The organism is Streptomyces sp. BPTC-684, from assembly GCF_030028635.1.
Classification (GTDB): Bacteria; Actinomycetota; Actinomycetes; order Streptomycetales; family Streptomycetaceae; genus Streptomyces; species Streptomyces noboritoensis.
Genome location: NZ_CP124863.1, coordinates 5,086,928 through 5,105,759 on the forward strand (window position 1 = coordinate 5,086,928; position 18,832 = coordinate 5,105,759).

14 protein-coding genes and 3 pseudogenes are annotated in these 18,832 nt (G+C 71.2%); 10 read left to right on the forward strand and 7 right to left on the reverse strand.

Features of this window, described 5'->3' with window-relative positions; genetic code table 11:
* The first annotated feature begins 74 nt into the window (after window positions 1-74).
* From QIY60_RS22480 to QIY60_RS22505, 6 genes are all read left to right on the forward strand, one after another.
* Entirely contained in the window at window positions 75-872 is a 798-nt protein-coding gene (locus tag QIY60_RS22480; protein WP_283144068.1) for an acetoacetate decarboxylase family protein, read from the forward strand.
* Window positions 872-1,756 (forward strand): SDR family NAD(P)-dependent oxidoreductase, encoded by an 885-nt coding sequence (locus tag QIY60_RS22485; protein ID WP_283144069.1) that lies wholly within the window; start codon window positions 872-874, stop codon window positions 1,754-1,756. The genes QIY60_RS22480 and QIY60_RS22485 overlap by 1 nt, the downstream gene beginning before the upstream one ends.
* Before the next feature lie 99 nt (window positions 1,757-1,855).
* Complete coding sequence (locus QIY60_RS22490) at window positions 1,856-3,160, forward strand: amidohydrolase family protein (RefSeq protein ID WP_283144070.1); 1,305 nt, start codon at window positions 1,856-1,858, stop codon at window positions 3,158-3,160.
* The gene (locus QIY60_RS22495) at window positions 3,157-4,386 is read left to right on the forward strand and encodes an amidohydrolase family protein (RefSeq protein ID WP_283144071.1); all 1,230 of its coding nucleotides are present in this window, start codon (window positions 3,157-3,159) and stop codon (window positions 4,384-4,386) included. Before QIY60_RS22490 ends, QIY60_RS22495 begins: the two co-directional genes overlap by 4 nt.
* Window positions 4,387-4,411: 25 nt before the next feature.
* Complete coding sequence (locus QIY60_RS22500) at window positions 4,412-5,134, forward strand: VIT family protein (protein ID WP_283144072.1); 723 nt, start codon at window positions 4,412-4,414, stop codon at window positions 5,132-5,134.
* Between the two features lie 78 nt (window positions 5,135-5,212).
* Window positions 5,213-6,256: a zinc-dependent alcohol dehydrogenase family protein gene (locus QIY60_RS22505; protein WP_283144073.1), complete on the forward strand. Its 1,044-nt coding sequence runs from the start codon at window positions 5,213-5,215 to the stop codon at window positions 6,254-6,256.
* Window positions 6,257-6,362: 106 nt separating this feature from the next.
* Here QIY60_RS22505 and QIY60_RS22510 read toward each other — a convergent pair whose 3' ends face one another.
* On the reverse strand, window positions 6,363-7,901 hold the full coding sequence (locus tag QIY60_RS22510) for a S8 family serine peptidase (RefSeq protein WP_283144074.1): 1,539 nt from the start codon (window positions 7,899-7,901) through the stop codon (window positions 6,363-6,365).
* A gap of 119 nt (window positions 7,902-8,020) precedes the next feature.
* Window positions 8,021-9,541: a S8 family serine peptidase gene (locus QIY60_RS22515; RefSeq protein WP_283144075.1), complete on the reverse strand. Its 1,521-nt coding sequence runs from the start codon at window positions 9,539-9,541 to the stop codon at window positions 8,021-8,023.
* A gap of 299 nt (window positions 9,542-9,840) precedes the next feature.
* On the opposite strand from QIY60_RS22515, the gene QIY60_RS22520 reads away from it, so the two are divergent.
* From QIY60_RS22520 to moaA, 3 genes are all read left to right on the forward strand, one after another.
* Window positions 9,841-10,206, forward strand: a complete 366-nt coding sequence (locus QIY60_RS22520; protein ID WP_283144076.1) for a DUF485 domain-containing protein — start codon at window positions 9,841-9,843, stop codon at window positions 10,204-10,206.
* Window positions 10,203-11,837, forward strand: a complete 1,635-nt coding sequence (locus QIY60_RS22525; protein ID WP_283144077.1) for a cation acetate symporter — start codon at window positions 10,203-10,205, stop codon at window positions 11,835-11,837. The genes QIY60_RS22520 and QIY60_RS22525 overlap by 4 nt, the downstream gene beginning before the upstream one ends.
* Before the next feature lie 151 nt (window positions 11,838-11,988).
* Window positions 11,989-12,978 carry a GTP 3',8-cyclase MoaA gene (moaA, locus tag QIY60_RS22530; RefSeq protein WP_283144078.1) on the forward strand — a complete coding sequence of 330 codons (990 nt, stop codon included), beginning with the start codon at window positions 11,989-11,991 and terminating at the stop codon, window positions 12,976-12,978.
* On the opposite strand, the gene QIY60_RS22535 is transcribed toward moaA, so the two are convergent.
* Together QIY60_RS22535 and QIY60_RS22540 are read right to left on the reverse strand one after the other, a co-directional pair.
* On the reverse strand, window positions 12,961-13,209 hold the full coding sequence (locus tag QIY60_RS22535) for a hypothetical protein (RefSeq protein ID WP_101387680.1): 249 nt from the start codon (window positions 13,207-13,209) through the stop codon (window positions 12,961-12,963). The two genes, moaA and QIY60_RS22535, sit on opposite strands and share 18 nt — an antisense overlap.
* Before the next feature lie 177 nt (window positions 13,210-13,386).
* Window positions 13,387-13,761, reverse strand: coding sequence for a DUF3099 domain-containing protein (locus QIY60_RS22540; protein WP_283144079.1), 375 nt, complete (start codon window positions 13,759-13,761; stop codon window positions 13,387-13,389).
* 255 nt (window positions 13,762-14,016) lie between these two features.
* On the opposite strand from QIY60_RS22540, the gene QIY60_RS22545 reads away from it, so the two are divergent.
* Window positions 14,017-14,292, forward strand: a complete 276-nt coding sequence (locus QIY60_RS22545; protein ID WP_283144080.1) for a GlsB/YeaQ/YmgE family stress response membrane protein — start codon at window positions 14,017-14,019, stop codon at window positions 14,290-14,292.
* Window positions 14,293-14,354: 62 nt separating this feature from the next.
* Here QIY60_RS22545 and tyrS read toward each other — a convergent pair.
* From tyrS to QIY60_RS22560, 3 pseudogenes are all read right to left on the reverse strand, one after another.
* Window positions 14,355-15,620: pseudogene (gene tyrS / locus QIY60_RS22550) on the reverse strand (tyrosine--tRNA ligase).
* Between the two features lie 73 nt (window positions 15,621-15,693).
* A pseudogene (locus tag QIY60_RS22555) lies at window positions 15,694-17,084 on the reverse strand (metallopeptidase TldD-related protein); the annotation flags it as partial.
* 87 nt (window positions 17,085-17,171) lie between these two features.
* Window positions 17,172-18,691: pseudogene (locus tag QIY60_RS22560) on the reverse strand (TldD/PmbA family protein).
* Between the last annotated feature and the right edge of the window lie 141 nt (window positions 18,692-18,832).

Here is an 18,832-nt window from a genome sequence, read left to right on the forward strand (position 1 = left end):
CGGCCTCGGTGTAACTGTGTTACAGAACCCGGGGGACGGCACTGCGAGGCACAACCCAGGAAGGGTGGTACGCCATGGCACGCGTACGGTACGGCGCGCGGACCGAGGACGAGATCCGGGCAGCGCGCACCGCGAGCTCCCGCCTCCCCGACATCTGGTCCACCGGTGTGGTGGCCGTCTGGGAGAGCGATCCCGACGCGGTGGCGGCCGTGCTGCCGCCGCCGCTCAAGCCCGCCGGGGATTCACTCGTACGGGCCAGCATCAGCCGGGTCGACCTGCCCGGCCATCCGCTCGGCGCGGGCTCGGTGGCGGTCTCCGCCGTGCACGACGGGCAGCCCGGCTGGTACCCGCTGGTGATGCCGATGACCCATGAGCGGGCGCTGATCGGCGGGCGCGAGGTGTTCGGCGAGCCGAAGAAGCTCGGCGAGGTCACCGTCGAGCGGGACGGCCTGGTGGTCCGGGCCGCGCTCGCCCGGCACGGCATCGCCTTCGTCGAGGTGCGCGGCGCGGTCGACAGCGTGCTGCCGCTGCCGGAGCCGGCGGAGAAGGTCGACTTCTACTTCAAGTTCCTGCCCGCCGTGGACGGCGGGGGCTTCGACGCGGACCCGGTGCTCGTGCACTGCGTACGCAACGAGAAGGTCCGCAAGCTGGAGCGGATCACCGGGGACGTGGTGCTGCGCGAGTCGATGTACGACCCGGTCGCGGACCTCCCGGTCCGGCGCGTCGTGGAGATCACGATCGGCGAGAAGACCACCGACCAGCGGGGCCGGGTGGCCGAACGGGTCAGCGCCGAGGCCCTGTTGCCGTACATCCACCAGCGCTACGACGACCCGCAGCAGATCCTCGACGGCCCGCCGGCGGGGAGCGTGTGATGCGGCTCACCGAGGGACAGGTCGCCGTCGTCACCGGCGCGGCGAGCGGGATCGGGCTCGCCATGGCCCGCCGGTTCGCGGCCGAGGGGCTCCAGGTGGTCCTCGCGGACGTCGAGGAGGCGGCCCTGGAGAAGGCGGCGCAGGAACTGCGCGAGGACGGGGCGCAGGTCCACGCGCGCGTGGTCGACGTCTCGGAGCGCGCGTCCGTACAGGAGCTGGCGGACACGGCGTACGACACGTTCGGGGCCGTCCACGTCCTGTGCAACAACGCGGGCGTCGGCTCGGGCGCCGAGGGCCGGATGTGGGAGCACGAGGTCAACGACTGGAAGTGGGCCTTCGCCGTCAACGTGTGGGGCGTCTTCCACGGCATCCAGGCCTTCGTGCCCCGCATGATCGCGTCCGGTGAGCCGGGCCACGTCGTCAACACCTCGTCGGGCGACGGCGGGATCGCGCCGCTGCCCACCGCCTCCGTGTACGCGGTCACCAAGGCGGCCGTCGTCACCATGACCGAGTCGCTGTACGCGCACCTGAAGGCGGAGCACGCGCGCGTGGGCGCGTCCGTGCTCTTCCCCGGGCCGCACATGCTGCGCACCGGGCTGTGGGAGTCGCACCGCAACCGCCCGGCCCGGTACGCCAAGGAGCGCCCGCGCAAGGCGCCCTACCGCAGCCTGGGCCAGTGGGAGGCGGCGATGAAGGCGGCCGGGCGGGAGGTCGAGTTCACCCCGGTCGAGGAGGTCGCCGAAACGGTCGTCGACGGCATCCGGGCCGACCGCTTCTGGATGCTCCCGCCGAGCGAGCGCAGCGACCACCAGATCAGGGCGAGGTCGCAGTCGATGCTGGACCGGGCCAATCCGTCGTACCTGGAGAACTTCATTCTCGACTGACCCGCTGCAACTCTCGCCGACGCGCCGACTCGGGCTTCCGGCTGGGGGTCCGGGGGTTATCCCCCGGGAAATGCAGCATATTGGACTGAGGGATCCGCCATGCCGCAGAACGACGTACAGAAAGCCGCACACGACGACCCGTACCTGATCATCTCCTCCGACTGCCACGCCGGGCTCCCCACCGAGCAGTACCGGCCCTATCTCGACTCCCGCTTCCACCGGGACTTCGACGGCTTCCTCGACGGGCGCGACCGCCGCCGCGAGGAGATGACCCGGCTTGGCGTGCGCAACGAGGCCTTCGCGGACAAGTGGTTCGCCGACAACGAAGAGGGCCTGAAGGGCGGTTGGGACGCCGCCCGCAGGCTCAAGGAGCTCGACGGGGACGGGGTGGCCGCCGAGGTCGTCTTCCCCGACGCGGACGCCGTCGACAGCCGGACCGCCGCGCCCTTCGGGGTGGGCCTCGGCCTCTCCGGCGACCAGGACCCCGACCTCGGCATGGCGGGCGCGCAGGCGCACAACCGCTGGCTCGCCGAGTTCGTGGGCCGGAATCCCGAACGGCACTGCGGGGTCGCCCTGCTGCCGGTCACGGGCGACGTCGCGCGCGTGGTCGCGGAGATCCACCGGGCCAAGGAGTCCGGGCTCGGCGCGCTGATGATCCCCTCGATGTGGGTGGACAAGGCCCCGTACCACGACCGCCGTTACGACCCCGTCTGGGCGGCGGCCGCCGAGACCGGGATGCCCGTCGTCACCCACTCGGGAGCGGCGCCCCGCCACGAGTACGGCGACCACCTCGGCATCTACGTCAGCGAGGTCACCTGGTGGCCCGCCCGGCCGCTGTGGTTCCTGCTCTGGTCCGGCGTCTTCGAGCGCCACCCCGGACTCCGCTTCGGGGTCGCGGAGTCGGGCTGCTGGTGGCTGCCGAACCTGCTGTGGTTCATGGACCGGCTGTACCTGGGCGCGCACGGCGGCAAGAAGCTGTCGCCGTTCGCCGAGCTGAAGCGTCCGCCGAGCGAGTACCTGGACCGCCAGGTCTTCGTCTGCGCCACCAACACCAAGCGGCGCGAGCTGGCCCAGCGCTACGAGATCGGCGTCGACAACATCCTGTGGGGCTCCGACTTCCCGCACCCGGAGGGCACCTGGCCGCACACCCGCGAGTGGCTGCGCAAGACCTTCCACGACATCCCGGTCGCGGAGACGCGCCGGATGCTGGGCCTCGCGGCGGCCGAGGTCTTCGGCTTCGACACCGCGAAACTGGCCCCGCTGGCCCGGCGCATCGGCCCGACCCCGGCCGAACTCGGCCAGAGCGAGGACCAGTCGGCGGTCGAGGCGTCCTGGGCGCGCTCGCGCGAAGTGGGCCGGCACTGGCTGACCGACCACGACTTCCCGGTCCTGGGGGCGTCATGACGGCCGACCGGTACACGGTGATCTCGGCCGACTGCCACGCGGGCGCCGACCTCCTCGACTACAAGCCGTACCTGGAGAAGCGCCACCACGACGACTTCGACGCCTGGGCCGCCACCTACGTCAATCCGCACGAGGACCTGCTCGCCGACACCGCCGACCGCAACTGGAACTCCGAGCGGCGGGTGGCCGAGCTGGAGGCGGACGGGATCGTCGCGGAGGTGGTGTTCCCCAACACCATCCCGCCGTTCTTCCCGTCGGCCTCCCTGATGGCGCCCGCGCCGACGCGCGAGGAGTTCGACCAGCGCTGGGCGGGCCTGCGGGCCCACAACCGGTGGCTGGCGGACTTCTGCGCGCTGGTGCCGGGCCGCAGGGCGGGCGTGGCGCAGATCCTGCTGGGCGACGTGGACGCGGCGGTGGCGGAGATCCACCGGACGAAGGAGGCGGGCCTGACCGGCGGCATCATGCTCCCCGGCGCCCCGCCCGGCTCGGGCGTCCCCGAGCTGTACTCGGCCGTCCACGACCCGATCTGGGCGGCCTGCGCCGACCTCGACGTCCCCGTCAACCACCACGGCGGCTCCGCCTCGCCGCCGCTGGGCGAGGAACCGGCCGCGCGGGCCGTCTTCATGGTGGAGACGACGTGGTTCTCGCACCGGGCCCTGTGGCACCTGATCTTCGGCGGCGCGTTCCGCCGCCATCCGTCGCTGAAGCTGATCCTCACCGAGCAGGGCTCGGGCTGGATCCCCGGCGTGATCGAGATGCTCGACTACTACCACGAGCGCCTGGTGTCGGCGGCGAGCCGGGCGGCGACGGCGGAGTCCAAGTTCGGCGCGGGCCTGGCGGAGTCGATGGGCAAGGGCCCGAGCCGGGTCTGGCGCGACAACTGCTATGTGGGCGCCAGCTTCATGCGCCCCCACGAGGTGCCGCTGCGCGACCGGATCGGCCTCGACAAGATCATGTGGGGCAGCGACTACCCGCACGACGAGGGCACCACCCCGTACTCCCGCGAGGGCCTGCGGATCGCCTACGCGGGGCTGCCCAGGGAGGAGGTGGCGCGGATGACCGGGGGCAACGCGGCCCGGGTGTACGGCTTCGACCTGCCGTACCTGGACACCATCGCGGCGACGGTGGGCCCGACGGTCGAGGAGATCGCCCAGCCGCTGCGCGACATCCCCGCGGACGCGACGAGCCCGGTGTTCGCGCTTGGTGGGTCGGTACGGGTGTGGTGAGGCGGCGGGTGAGACCCTTCGCCGCATGACGGAAGCGGAGACGGCCGGGGGCCACGACGAGGCCCACCAGGGCGCCCTCGGCCCCCGCCTGAACTGGCTGCGGGCGGCGGTCCTCGGCGCCAACGACGGCATCGTGTCCACGGCGGGCCTCGTCGTCGGCGTGGCGGGCGCGACGGACGACCGCTCCGCCCTGCTGACGGCGGGCCTCGCCGGGCTGCTTGCCGGCTCGATGTCGATGGCGGCGGGCGAGTACGTCTCCGTGTCGACCCAGCGCGACTCCGAGAAGGCCGCCCTGGCGCAGGAGCGGCGCGAGCTGCGCGAGGAGCCGGAGGCCGAACTGGAGGAGCTGAGCGGTCTGCTGGAGGACCGCGGCCTCAGCGCCGAGCTGGCGCGGGAGGCGGCGCAGCAGCTCACCGAGCGCGACGCGCTGCGCGCCCACGCGCGCGTGGAGCTCGGCATCGACCCCGACGAGCTGGCCAACCCCTGGCACGCGGCGGGCGCCAGCTTCCTGGCCTTCACGGCCGGCGCCCTGCTCCCCCTCCTGGCCATCGTCCTGCCCCCGTCCTCGGTCCGCCTGTACGTGACGGTCACCTCGGTCCTGGCCGCCCTGGCCCTCACCGGCTGGGGCAGCGCCCGCCTGGGCTCGGCCCCGGTGGGGGCGGCGGTGCTGCGCAACATGACCGGGGGCGCGGTGGCCATGGGGGTGACGTACGCGGCGGGGGCGGTGCTGGGGGCGGTGGGGGTGTGAGGGGCGTACGGTGAGAGACGGACTCCCCGTACGGCCGGTTTCCGTACGCACCCCGACTGACCAGCAAGGACCTGCCCCATGCGCGCCACCGTCATCCACGCCCCCCACGACATCCGGGTGGAGGACGTGCCCGACCCCGTGGTCCGGTTCCCCACCGACGCGGTCGTGCGGGTGCTGCGGGCCTGTATCTGCGGCAGCGACCTGTGGGCCTACCGGGGCGAGTCCGAGCGCCGGCCCGGGCAGCGGATCGGGCACGAGTTCCTCGGCGTGGTCGAGGAGGCGGGCGCCGAGGTGAACGGGTTCCGGGCCGGGGACCTCGTGGTCGCGCCCTTCGTCTGGTCCGACGGCACCTGCGAGTACTGCGCGGAGGGGCTCCAGACGTCCTGCCCGCAGGGCGGGTTCTGGGGCTCGGTGGGCTCCGACGGCGGCCAGGGCGAGGCGGTCCGGGTGCCGTTCGCCGACGGCACGCTGGTCAAGCTGCCCGCCGCCGCGGCCTCCGACGACCATCTGCTCACCGCCCTGCTGGCCCTCTCCGACGTGCTCGGCACGGGCCACCACGCGGCCGTCGGCGCGGGCGTGAAGCGCGGCTCCACGGTCGCCGTCGTCGGCGACGGGGCCGTCGGGCTCTGCGGCGTCCTGGCGGCCAAGCGGCTCGGCGCCGAGCGGATCATCGCCCTTGGACGCCACCAGGTCCGTACGGACATCGCGCGGACCTTCGGCGCCACGGACGTCGTCGCCGAGCGCGGCGAGGCCGCCGTGGACGCGGTGCGCGAGCTGACCCGGGGCCAGGGCGCGCACGCGGTCATCGAGGCGGTCGGCACCGAGCAGTCGATGCGCACGGCCGTCGAGATCACCCGCGACGGCGGCGCCATCGGTTACGTGGGCGTCCCGCACGGCAGCGGCACCGGCCTCGACCTGAGCGTCATGTTCGACCGCAACATCGCCCTGCGCGGCGGCGTCGCCCCGGTCCGCGCCTACATCCCCGAGCTGCTGCCGGACGTCCTGTCCGGCGCGGTCGACCCGTCCCCGGTCTTCGACCTGACGGTCGGCATCGACGGAGTCCCCGGCGGCTACAAGTCGATGGACGACCGCACGGCCTTGAAGGTCCTGATCAAGCCGTAAGAGGCTTCGCCTACGGGGTGCGGTGGGCCCGTCCCCTTAAGGGGCGCGGGGAACTGCGCGACCAACCACAGACGGCCCGCAGACGAACCCGCGCCCCAACAGAGCGCTACCGAACCGCCCGCAGCGCGTTCACAACCCCCGCCCCATAGAACCCGCTGTGATGCCGCCCGCCCTCACACACCGCGTCGACCTTCCCGTCCCCGTCGATGTCGTACGGGTCCGGGCAGACCGTCGCGTCCGCGCCCTCCTTCAGGAGCTCCTTGATCTTCCAGGCCGGCGCGTGCGGGTGCGCGGACTTGAGCAGCGCGGCCACGCCCACCACGTGCGGGGTCGCCATCGACGTACCCGCCATGTAGGCCCACTTGCCGCCGGGCACCGGGCCGAGGATCAGACCGCTGGTGGCCGGGGCCTGCGGCGGCTGGTAGGCGGTCGAGTCGCCGCCCGGCGCCGCCACGTCGACGACGCCCAGGCCGTAGTTGGAGAACGAGGACTTCAGCCCCTTGGCCCCGGTCGCGGCGACCGTGACCACCCCCGGCAGCTGGGTCGGGATGTCGAAGCACTCGCTCGGGTCGACGACCCGGTCGCCCGGCGTGGAGTCGTTGGGGCTGGCCGGGTCGGTGATCGAGTCGGCCGCGAGGTCGTAGCTCTCGTTGCCCGCCGCCGCCACGTTCACCGTGCCCTGGGACTCGGCGTACCGGCTGGCCCGGGTGATCGCCTCGACCAGCGCCTTCTGGTCCGGGTCGGTCTTGCAGTTGAAGTACCAGGGGTCGGTGTAATAGCTGTTGTTGGTCACGTCGATGCCGTGGTCGGCGGCCCACATGAAGCCGCAGACGACGGCCTCCGTGTAGAAGAAGCTGCCGCCCTGGGTGGACACCTTGATGGCGGCGACCTTCACCCCGGGCGCCACCCCGGTCACCCCGACGCCGTTCTTGGCCGCGGCTATCTCGCCCGCCACGTGCGTGCCGTGCGGGGAGCCGCCGGTGGTGAACGGCCGCCAGGCGCCGTCGCTGGTGTCCGGCGTGCCGCCGATGCAGCTCACCGACTTGGCGCGGTCGAAGTTGGGCGCGATGTCCGGGTGGGTGTCGTCCACGCCCGTGTCGATGACGCCGACGGTCACCTCGGAGCTGCCCAGGGTCTTCTCGTGCGCCTTGTCGGCCTTGATGGCCTTCAGGTCCCACTGGAGCGGCTCCAGCGGGTCCTCGCCGGCCGCGGCCCCGGCGGTGGCGGCCCGTACCTCCTCGGCGGTGAGCGCCTTGGGCGTGCCGACGTCGGTCGTCGTCTGCGCGGGCAGCGGCGCGGTCCGGGTCGCCCCGGCCGACTCCACTCCCCGTACCGCCCGCATGGCCGTGGCGAAGCCGGGGTCGGCGGAGTGGACGACGATCACGCCGATCCGGTCGTAGGACTGGACGACCGTGCCCCCGGCCGCCTCGACGGCCCTTCTGACCCGGTCCGTGTGCCCGTACCCCTTGCGGAGGTTGACGACGTAGCTGAGCGAGGGCGAGGCGGCGGCCGGGGCGGCCTTCGTGGCCGCACCGCCCGTCGGCACGGCCGACGCCGTGCCCGGCAGGACCGCGAGCGCGGTGATGGTCGCCATGCCGACGGAGACGGCGAGGGCGCGGTGCGTACGGGAGAGGTGCAACGTCATGGGGTCTCCATGTGGTTGACGGATGTCTCGTTACGTACGGAAAGGAGCCGTGCGGGACGTACGGAGAGGTGCTGGGCGGGGGCGCGACGCCGCTCGGCCGCGCCCCCCGGTCGGTCGTGCTACTCGGTCACCGCGCTCAGCGCGTTGACGACGCCCCGGCCGTAGAAGCCGTTGACGCGCTTGCCGCCCTCACAGGTGGAGTCCTGGACGCCGTTGCCGTCCGGGTCGTACAGGCCGGTGGGGCAGCCGGGGTTGTCGGCCTGCTCCTTGAGCATCTCCCGCAGCTCGGCCGGTGATGCCCACGGGTTCTTGGACTTCAGGAGCGCGGCGACGCCGACGACGTGCGGCGTGGCCATGGACGTGCCCTGCTTGTAGCCGTACTTGCCGTCCAGGATCGTCGACAGGATCCGGCCGTTCTTGTCCGGAGTGTCCGGGATCTGGTACTTGTCGCCGCCCGGCGCGGCCACGTCGATCTGGCCCAGGCCGTAGCTGGAGTAGTACGACTTGACGTTCTGCACGCCGGTCGCCGCGACCGTGACGACCCCCGGCAACTGGGCCGGGATGTCCGGGCACTTGGCCGGGTCCACGGTCACCGTGGGGTGCGGCGCGGGCTGGTCGTCCGGGCTGGAGGTGTCGGTGAGGGCGTGCTTGGACAGGTCGTAGTTCTCGTTGCCCGCAGCCGCCACGTTGAGGACGCCCTTGCGCTCGGCGTACTTGCTCGCCCGGGTCACCGCGTCGAGCAGCGCCTTCTGGTCCGGGTCGTCCTTGCAGTTGAAGTACCAGGGGTCCACGTAGTAGCTGTTGTTGGTGACGTCGATGTGGTGCTCGGCGGCGAAGACGAACCCGCAGACCACCGCCTCGGTGAAGAACAGCCCGCTGCCCTGCTCGGCGACCTTGATCCCGGCGACCTTGACGCCGGGCGCGACCCCGGCGACGCCGACCCCGTTGCGGGCCGCGGCGATCTCGCCCGCGACGTGCGTGCCGTGGTCGCTGCCGCCCGCGTACGGCCGCCAGGCGCCCGGCGAGGTGTCGGCGACGCCGCCCACGCAGTTGGCCGACTGGGCGGCGGAGAAGTTCGGGGCGAGGTCCGGGTGGGTGTCGTCGACCCCGGTGTCGATCACGCCGACGGTGACCCGGCGGCTGCCCGGGTAGATCTTGGCGGCCTTGTCGGCGCCGATCGCCCGCAGGTCCCACTGGTTGGCCTCAAGGGGCTCCTGGCCGGGCGCGGCCGCCGCCTTCGCCTTGGCGGCCTCGGCCGGGGTGAGGGCCTGGGTGGTGCCCTCCTCGGTGGTCGCCTGTGCCTTCAGGGGCGTCGTACGGGTGGCACCGGCGGAGGACACGCCCTTGGCCCGGCGTATCTCCTTGGCGAACGCGGGGTTCGTGGAGTGCACGACGACCACGCCTATCCGGTCGTACGAGACGACGACCGTGCCGCCCGCCTTCGTTATCGCGTTGTGCACCCGGGCCGAAGTGCCGTGTCCACCCGTGGTGTTGACGACGTACGAGAGGTCCGGTCCGTCGGTGGCGGGGGCCGGTGCGGCCGAGGCCGTGCCCGCCGGGAGGAAGCCGAGCGAGGCCGTGAGCGCCAGGCCGGCGGGGAGCACGAGGGCCCGTCGCCGTCCGGATCCCAGATGAGCCATGGGTTCTCCACATCATCAGTGAGAGCCGTCCAGTCGCGGGTCACGGCTGGACGGGTACATGACCAGCGAAACTATCGCTGATCATGCGGGCCCATCAACGAGTTCGGACGTCTTGGTCCGAGAAGTTGTGTGAACGCGGTGAACACGGCGCCGGGAGGAGGGCCCGAGAAAAACGGCCGGTCTGAACCGAGACGCGACGCCCTCCGTGCCGTTGTCAGGGGGACCGCCATCACCCGTCCCCGACAGTGAGGTCCCCCTTGACGTCCTTCCCCACCGCACCCGCATCGCGAGGAGACTCCGTGGCCACCGACGTGCCACCGCCCGAAGGCGGTATCGACACGCGCCCCGCCCAGCCCCCCACCGAGCAGTTCGTCGAGGTGCAGGCGAGCGAGGAATTCGCCGAACTGCGCCGCACGCACCGCCGGTTCGCGTTCCCGTTGACGGTCGCCTTCATCGCCTGGTACCTGCTGTACGTCCTGCTGTCGAACTACGCGGACGGCTTTATGGGCCACAAGCTGTTCGGCAACATCAACGTGGCGCTCGTCTTCGGTCTCGCCCAGTTCCTCACCACCTTCCTCATCGCCTGGTTCTACTCGCGGTACGCGGCCACCAAGCTCGATCCGCGCTCCGAGGCGATCAAGTCCCGCATGGAGGCCGACGCATGAGCGCCCCGTACGCCCACCTCCAGCTCGCGGCGACCGCCACCAGCGAGCACCGGCCGCTGATCATCGCGCTCTTCTCGGTGTTCGTCGTCGCGACCCTGGTCATCACCGTCTGGGCGGGCCGCCAGACCAAGAGCGCGGCAGACTTCTACGCGGGCGGCCGCCAGTTCACCGCCTTCCAGAACGGCCTGGCGGTCTCCGGCGACTACATGTCCGCCGCGTCCTTCCTCGGCATCGCCGGCGCCATCGCGCTCTTCGGCTACGACGGCTTCCTGTACTCGATCGGCTTCCTGGTGGCCTGGCTGGTGGCGCTGCTCCTGGTCGCCGAGCCGCTGCGCAACTCGGGCCGCTACACGATGGGCGACGTGCTCGCGTACCGGATGCGCCAGCGGCCCGTACGGACGGCGGCCGGCACCTCCACCATCGTCGTCTCGATCTTCTACCTGCTGGCGCAGATGGCCGGGGCAGGTGTCCTGGTCTCGCTGCTGCTGGGCATCACCAGCGACGCGGGCAAGATCCTGATCGTCGCCCTGGTCGGCGTGCTCATGATCGTGTACGTGACGATCGGCGGGATGAAGGGCACCACCTGGGTGCAGATGGTCAAGGCGGTCCTGCTCATCGCGGGCACCGTCCTGATCACCTTCCTGATCCTGCTGAAGTTCAACTTCAACCTCTCGGACCTGCTCGGCACGGCCGCCGAGAACAGCGGCAAGGGCAGCGCCTTCCTGGAGCCCGGCCTCAAGTACGGCAAGACCGGCACCTCCAAGCTGGACTTCATCTCGCTCGGCATCGCCCTGGTGCTCGGCACGGCCGGGCTGCCGCACATCCTGATCCGCTTCTACACCGTCCCCACCGCCAAGGCCGCCCGTAAGTCGGTGAACTGGGCGATCGGCATCATCGGCGCCTTCTACCTGATGACGATCGTGCTCGGCTTCGGCGCGGCGGCGCTGCTCAAACCGGGCGACATCATCGCCTCCAACCCGGCGGGCAACACGGCGGCGCCACTGGCGGCCCTGGAGATCGGCGGCGGCAGCGGCTCCAACGGGGGCGCGATCCTGCTGGCGGTGATCTCGGCGGTCGCCTTCGCCACGATCCTCGCGGTCGTCGCGGGCCTCACCCTCGCCTCGTCGTCCTCCTTCGCGCACGACATCTACGCCAACGTCATCCGCAAGGGGAAGGCGACCGAGCAGGAGGAGGTCCGGGCCGCGCGCTGGGCGACCGTCCTCATCGGGGCCGTCGCCATCGTGCTCGGCGCCTTCGCCCGCGATCTGAACGTCGCCGGTCTGGTGGCGCTCGCCTTCGCGGTCGCCGCCTCCGCCAACCTGCCGACCATCCTCTACAGCCTCTTCTGGAAGCGCTTCACCACCCAGGGCGCGCTGTGGTCGATCTACGGCGGTCTGACCACGGCGGTCGTGCTCGTGCTGTTCTCGCCGGTGGTCTCCGGCAACCCGAAGACGTCGATGTTCAAGGGCGTCGACTTCCACTGGTTCCCGCTGGAGAACCCCGGCCTGATCTCGATCCCCGTCGGCTTCCTGCTCGGCCTGATCGGATCGCTCCTGTCCAAGGAGGAGCCCGACGCCGGGAAGTACGCGGAACTGGAGGTCAAGTCCCTCACCGGAGTCGGCGCCCATTAGGGACTCCGTACGGGTACGAGCCGCGGCCGCGTCGTAGGGTCCTACGACGCGGCCGCGTCGTACCTCGTGTCAAACGGCCCCCGCTGTTGTCAGCCCTCTCGCGTAGGCTCGGCTGTACAGACCAACCGGTAATCGGGGGAGGGGGCCCACAGTGCTCATCGACACATACGGCCGTGTGGCCACTGACCTGCGCGTATCGCTCACGGACCGCTGCAATCTGCGGTGTACGTACTGCATGCCGGAAGAGGGCCTGCAGTGGCTGGCCAAGCCGGACCTGCTCACCGACGACGAGATCGTCCGCCTCATCCGCATCGCGGTGACCGAGCTCGGCATCACCGAGGTCCGCTTCACCGGCGGCGAACCGCTGCTGCGCCCCGGCCTGGTCGGCATCGTGGAGCGCTGCGCGGCCCTGGAGCCCCGCCCCCGGATGTCGATCACCACCAACGGCATCGGCCTCAAGCGCACCGCGGCCGCGCTGAAATCGGCCGGTCTGGACCGGGTCAACGTCTCCCTCGACACCCTGCGCCCCGAGGTCTTCAAGACCCTCACCCGCCGCGACCGCCACAAGGACGTCATCGAGGGCATGGAGGCCGCCCGCGCCGCCGGGCTCACCCCGGTCAAGGTCAACGCGGTCCTGATGCCGGGGCTCAACGACGACGAGGCCCCCGACCTGCTGGCCTGGGCGGTGGCGCACGACTACGAGCTGCGGTTCATCGAGCAGATGCCGCTCGACGCCCAGCACGGCTGGAAGCGCGACGGCATGATCACCGCCGGTGACATCCTCGCCTCGCTGCGTACGAGGTTCACGCTCACCCCCGAGGGCGACGACGAGCGGGGCTCCGCACCCGCCGAGCGCTGGGTGGTGGACGGCGGACCGCACCGGGTCGGCGTCATCGCCTCGGTGACCCGCCCGTTCTGCGCGGCCTGCGACCGGACCCGGCTCACCGCCGACGGCCAGGTGCGCACCTGCCTCTTCGCGCGCGAGGAGTCCGACCTGCGCGCGGCCCTGCGCTCGGGCGCCCCGGACGAGGAGATCGCCCGGCTGTGGCGGCTGGCGATGTGGGGAAAGAAGGCCGGATCCGGTCTGGACGACCCGGCCTTCCTTCAGCCCGACCGCCCGATGTCAGCGATCGGCGGCTGACTCCCACTCGGCGAGCGGCACCACGTCCTTGAGGAACCCGCGTACCCCCAGGAACTGGGAGAGGTGTTCGCGGTGTTCGTCGCACGCGAGCCAGGTCTTGCGCCGCTCCGGCGTGTGGATCTTCGGGTTGTTCCAGGCCAGGACCCATATGGCCGCGGTACGGCAGCCCTTGGCGGAACAGGTGGGCGCCTCGTCGGCGATCTCGTCACTCACGGATACATTCTGCGCCATGAGCAGGGGGTGACATGGCGACGCCGAGCAGCCACGGGGGGAGCTGCCCGGCGTCGGTCCGTCGCTCCGACGGGGGATGCGGAGCGCCTACGCAGTATGTCACGGGGGACCCGGTGTGGTGCACCGTAACTTCATGATTGATCTGAGCTTTTCTTGAGCTTTGCAGACTGTGACGGATCAGGTCTGCTCGCGTGACCACGGTTCGTGGTCAGGGCCCCCGGAGGCCTCCGAAGGTTCCGCCGGACCCCCCACCGGAGCCGCTCCGAGCATCGGCCGCGACGGCGCGGGGATGTACGTCGACGGCAGCGAAGGCACGTTCTCCCGCCCCGCGTTGGCGATCACCACAGCCACATAAGGGAGCAGGGCTCCCAACACCAGGGTCACGATTGCGACAGGGCGTTCGATGTTCCACAGGACGGCCGTCAGGACGACCGACACCGTACGGATCGACATCGAGATCACATAGCGGCGCTGCCGCCCCCGAACGTCCTCGGCGAGACCCTGCCGGGCCCCGGTGATCCGGAAGACCTCGGCTCCGCTCCGCTTCCGCATCAAGCTCCACCACCCGACTCCACACCGGACTCTCCCCGGCCCGGACTGTTCACACGGTACGCCCGGTATCCGCCGGGTTCGAGACCGGGGCAGGTCCGGTCTGTGCGATCGACCCGATGCGTACCGCGTACGGACGAGTCCGACATGCGCCGTATGGCGGATGGGTCAACACTGGCTGCGACTGCTCATGTCGAGCTGAGTGCTCGGCTGAGTGCCCGGCGGAGTGCTCCCGCCGAGCGGAACGAGGAGGCAGCCATGGGCTGGTTGTGGGCGATCATCGTGGGATTCGTGCTGGGTCTCATCGCGAAGGCGATCCTTCCCGGGAAGCAGCACAGTCCGCTCTGGCTGACCACCATTTTCGGCATCATCGGCGGTGTGGTCGGCAACTCGATCGCCCGGGCGATCGGCATCGCCGAGACCAAGGGCATCGACTGGGGCCGGCACGGCCTCCAGGTCGCGGCGGCGGTCGTCATCGTCTTCCTCGGCGACATGCTCTACATGGCGCTGCGGGGCAACAAACAGCAGGCCTGACGGTACGGTGAGGGGGCGGCCCCGTAACGGAACCGCCCCTCGCCGAATGACGTACGCGCAGGTCAGACGCTCTTGACCTCGATCGCGGCCAGGTTCTTCTTGCCCCGGCGCAGCACCAGCCAGCGGCCGTGCAGCAGATCGTCGGCCGTGACCACCGCGTCCTCGGACGTCACCTTCGCGTTGTTCACGTAGGCCCCGCCCTCCTTCACCGTGCGCCGGGCCGCCGACTTGCTCGCCACCAGCTCCACCTCGGCGAACAGGTCCACCACCAGGCCGAGCTCGGCGACCTCGGCGTGCGGCAGCTCGGAGAGCGCGGCGGCCAGCGTCGGCTCGTCCAGCTCCGCCAGCTCGCCCTGCCCGAACAGCGCCTTCGACGCGGCGACGACCGCCGTGCACTGGTCGGCGCCGTGCACCAGCGTCGTCGCTCCTCGGCGAGCGCGCGCTGCGCGGCACGCGCCTGCGGGCGCTCCTCGGTGACCCGCTCCAGCTCCTCGATCTCCTCGCGGGACTTGAAGCTGAAGATCCGCAGGAACTTGGAGACATCGCGGTCGTCCGCGTTCAGCCAGAACTGGTAGAACGCGTACGGCGTGGTGCGCTCGAGGTCCAGCCAGACCGTGCCGGACTCCGTCTTGCCGAACTTGGTGCCGTCGGCCTTGGTGATCAGCAGGGTGGCCAGCGCGTGCACCTCGGCCTCCGGGGCGACCCGGTGGATCAGGTCGGTGCCCGCAGTGAGGTTGCCCCACTGGTCGCTGCCGCCGGTCTGGAGCACACAGCCGTACCGCCGGTACAGCTCCAGGAAGTCCATGCCCTGCAGGATCTGGTAGCTGAACTCGGTGTAGCTGATGCCCGCGTCGGAGTTCAGCCGCCGCGCGACCGCTTCCTTCGCGATCATCTTGTTGACCCGGAAGTACTTGCCGACGTCCCGCAGGAAGTCGATGGCCGACAGGCCAGACGTCCAGTCCAGGTTGTTGACCATGGTCGCGGCGTGCGGGCCCTCGAAGTCGAGGAACCGCTCGATCTGGCCGCGCAGCCGCTCGACCAGCCCGCGACGACCTCGGGCGCGTTCAGCGTGCGCTCCGAGTTCGGCATGGGGTCGCCGATCAGACCGGTGGCCCCGCCGACCAGGCCCAGCGGGCGGTTGCCCGCCTGCTGGATCCGGCGCATGGTCAGGATCTGACCAGGTTGCCGAGGTGCAGGCTGGGCGCGGTCGGGTCGAAGCCGCAATAGAACGTGACGGGACCGTCCGCGAACGCCTTGCGCAGTGCGTCCTCGTCAGTGGAGAGGGCGATCAGCCCGCGCCACTGCAGCTCATCGACGATGTCCGTCACGGTCGTACGTCTCCTGGTCTGGTGCATTGATGGTCTGGTGTATTGATGTGCGACAGCCAGTGTATGGGGGTCGGACGCCCTGGCTGACCGAGCTCATGTTGAAGTCCGGCACCCGCAGGGCCGGCATCGCGGCCGGGTGAACCAGTCGCTCCACTCCCTCGGCAGGGTCTTCTCGGTCCGCCCGGCCTCGGTGGCCCGCGACAGCAGGTCCACCGGCGACTCGTTGAACCGGAAGTTGTTGACCTCCCCGACCACCTCGCCGTTCTCGACGAGGTAGACGCCGTCCCGGGTCAGCCCCGTGAGCAGCAGCGTCGCCGGGTCCACCTCGCGGATGTACCAGAGGCAGGTCAGCAGCAGGCCCCGCTCGGTGGCCGCGACCATCTCGTCCAGCGAGCGCTCGCCACCGCCCTCCAGGACCAGGTTGCCGATCGACGGGGTGACGGGCAAATGAGTGAGCCCGGCGCTGTGCCGGGTGGTGATCAGCCGCTCCAGCTTCCTGTCCCGCATCCAGTCGGTGGGGGCCAGCGGCAGACCGTTGTCGAAGACGGAGGCGTCGTCGCCGGAGGAGTGCGCGAGCTGGAACGGCGCGGACTCCAGACCCGGCTCGTTCGGGTCGCTGCGCAGCGTCGGCGGCAGCCGGGCCAGCTCTCGCCGAGCCGGGTGCCGCCGCCCGGCTTGGAGAACACGGTCCGGCCCTCGGTGGCGTCCCGCGCGTTCGACGACCACAGCTGGTAGATCAGCAGGTCCGCCACGGCGGTGGGCGGCAGCAGCGTCTCGTACCGGCCCGCGGGCAGGTCGATGCGGCGCTCGGCCCAGCCGAGCCGGACCGCGAGCTCCTCGTCCAGGCGCCCGGATCGACGTCCTTGAAGTCCTGCGTGGAGCGCCTGGCCCAGGCCGAACGTGCCCGGTCCGGCGACTTGGCGTTGAGCTCCAGCGTGCCGGTCGGCTGGTCGGGCGCAGCCGCAGGCCCGTCGACGTACCCAGGTACGAGGAGGTCATCTCGTGGTTGGCGAAGCCGTGCAGCTCGCGTCCGCCCGAGCGGGCCCGGGCGAAGGCCTCGCCGAGGGCGGGGGCGAACTCCGCGAAGACCGCCGAGGAGGTCTCGGCGGGCGCGTCGGTGAAGTCGGCCGCCACCGGCACGCCCTCGATCAGCGGCTGGGCGTCCTCGGCGGGCCTGGCGCCGCGCGCCGCCGCCTCCGCCGCCCGGACCAGCGGCTCCAGGTCGTCGGCGGTCACGGCGGACCGCGACACCACGCCCGAGGCCGTGCCCTGCGCCCCGTCGACGGTCGCGATCACGGTGAGGGTGCGGCCGCGGGTCACGCCGTTGGTGGTGAGCGCGTTGCCGGCCCAGCGCAGATTGGCGGAGGACTGCTCGTCCGCGATGACGACGCACCCGTCGGCGGTGGACAGCGCGAGCGCCCGCTCGACGATCTCGTGCGGCTTGACGGTCGTACGGGAGCTCATCGCCCGGCCTCCTGCGTCGTGTTCAGACTGTGCTTACCCGGGGAGTGATCCCCGGCCCCGCCCGGGGCGGTGCGGCGGTTCCGGGAGTCATCGGCCCGCCTCCTGCGTGGTGTTGAGAATGTTCACGCCCCGGAACAGGGCCGAGGGGCAGCCGTGGGAGACCGCCGCCACCTGGCCCGGCTGGGCCTTGCCGCAGCTGAAGGCGCCGCCGAGCACATACGTCTGCGGGCCGCCGACCTTCTCCATCGAGCCCCAGAAGTTCGTGGTGGTCGCCTGTTAGGCGACGTCGCGGAGCTGGCCCGCCAGCTTGCCGTTTTCGATACGGAAGAACCGCTGGCCGGTAAATTGAAAATTGTATCGCTGCATGTCGATCGACCACGAGCGGTCGCCGACCACGTAGATGCCGCGCTCCACGCCCCCGATCAGGTCCTCCGTGGAGAGCCCGCCGGGGTCCGGCTGGAGCGAGACGTTGGCCAGGCGCTGGACCGGGACGTGCCCGGGGAGTCCGCGAAGGCGCAGCCGTTCGAGCGGCCCAGGCCCGTCAACTTGGCGATGCGGCGGTCCAGTTGGTAGCCGACCAGCGTGCCGTCCTTCACCAGGTCCCAGGACTGCCCCTCGACGCCCTCGTCGTCGTACTTGATCGTCGCGAGCCCGTGCTCGGCGGTGCGGTCACCCGTCACGTTCATGATCGAGGAGCCGTACGCCAGCTTGCCCAGCTGGTCGAAGGTGGCGAACGAGGTGCCCGCGTACGCCGCCTCGTACCCCAGCGCCTGGTCCAGCTCGGTGGCGTGGCCGATCGACTCGTGGATGGTCAGCCACAGGTTCGACGGGTCCACCACCAGGTCGCACGACCTGGCCTCGACGCTCGGCGCCCGCATCTTCTCGGCGAGCAGCGCCGGGATCTGCTCCAGCTCGGAGTCCCAGTCCCAGCCGGTGCCCGTCAGATACTCCCAGCCGCGCCCCACCGGCGGCGCGATCGTGCGCATCGAGTCGAACTCGCCGGTCTTGCCGTCCACGGCGACCGCGGTGAGCTGCGGTGCAGCCGCACCTGCTGCTGGGTGGTGACGGTGCCCGCCGTGTCCGCGTAGAACTTGTTCTCGTGGACGGTGAGCAGCGAGGCGTCCACATGGGCGACCCGTCCGCCCGCAGCAGCCGCTCGCTCCAGTCGGCGAGCAGCGCGCTCTTCTCCTCGTCCGGTACGGCGAACGGGTCGATCTCGTACGAGGAGATCCAGGTCCTGTCGGCGTGCACCGGCTCGTCCGCCAGCTCCACGCGCTCCTTCGAGCCCGCGACGCGATCACCTGCGCCGACAGCTTCGCCATCGCCACGGCCTGCGAGGCGACCTTGGCGGCGGCGTCCATGGTGAGGTCGACGCCGGAGGCGAAGCCCCAGGCGCCGCCGTGCACCACCCGGACCGCGTAACCGAGGTCCGTGGTGTCGGACGAGCCCGCGGGCCGGGCGTCGCGCAGCCGCCAGGCCGCGCTGCGCACCCGCTCCAGGCGGAAGTCGGCATGGTCGGCGCCGAGTGCGCGGGCGTGCGCGAGCGCGGCGTCGGCGAGCGCCCGCAGCGGCAGCGAGAGGAATGTCTGATCGATGTCATGGGGCACTGGCGGCTTTCCCTCCGTTTGGTCTCCTGGTCTCTGCCGTGATGACCATCGCTGGCAGTGAACCACGCCTCACCGGCTGAAGTCCCTCGGGATATGAAAGGGCCTGGGATCATGGGCAGAGCAGCGTGCGGATGTATCAGC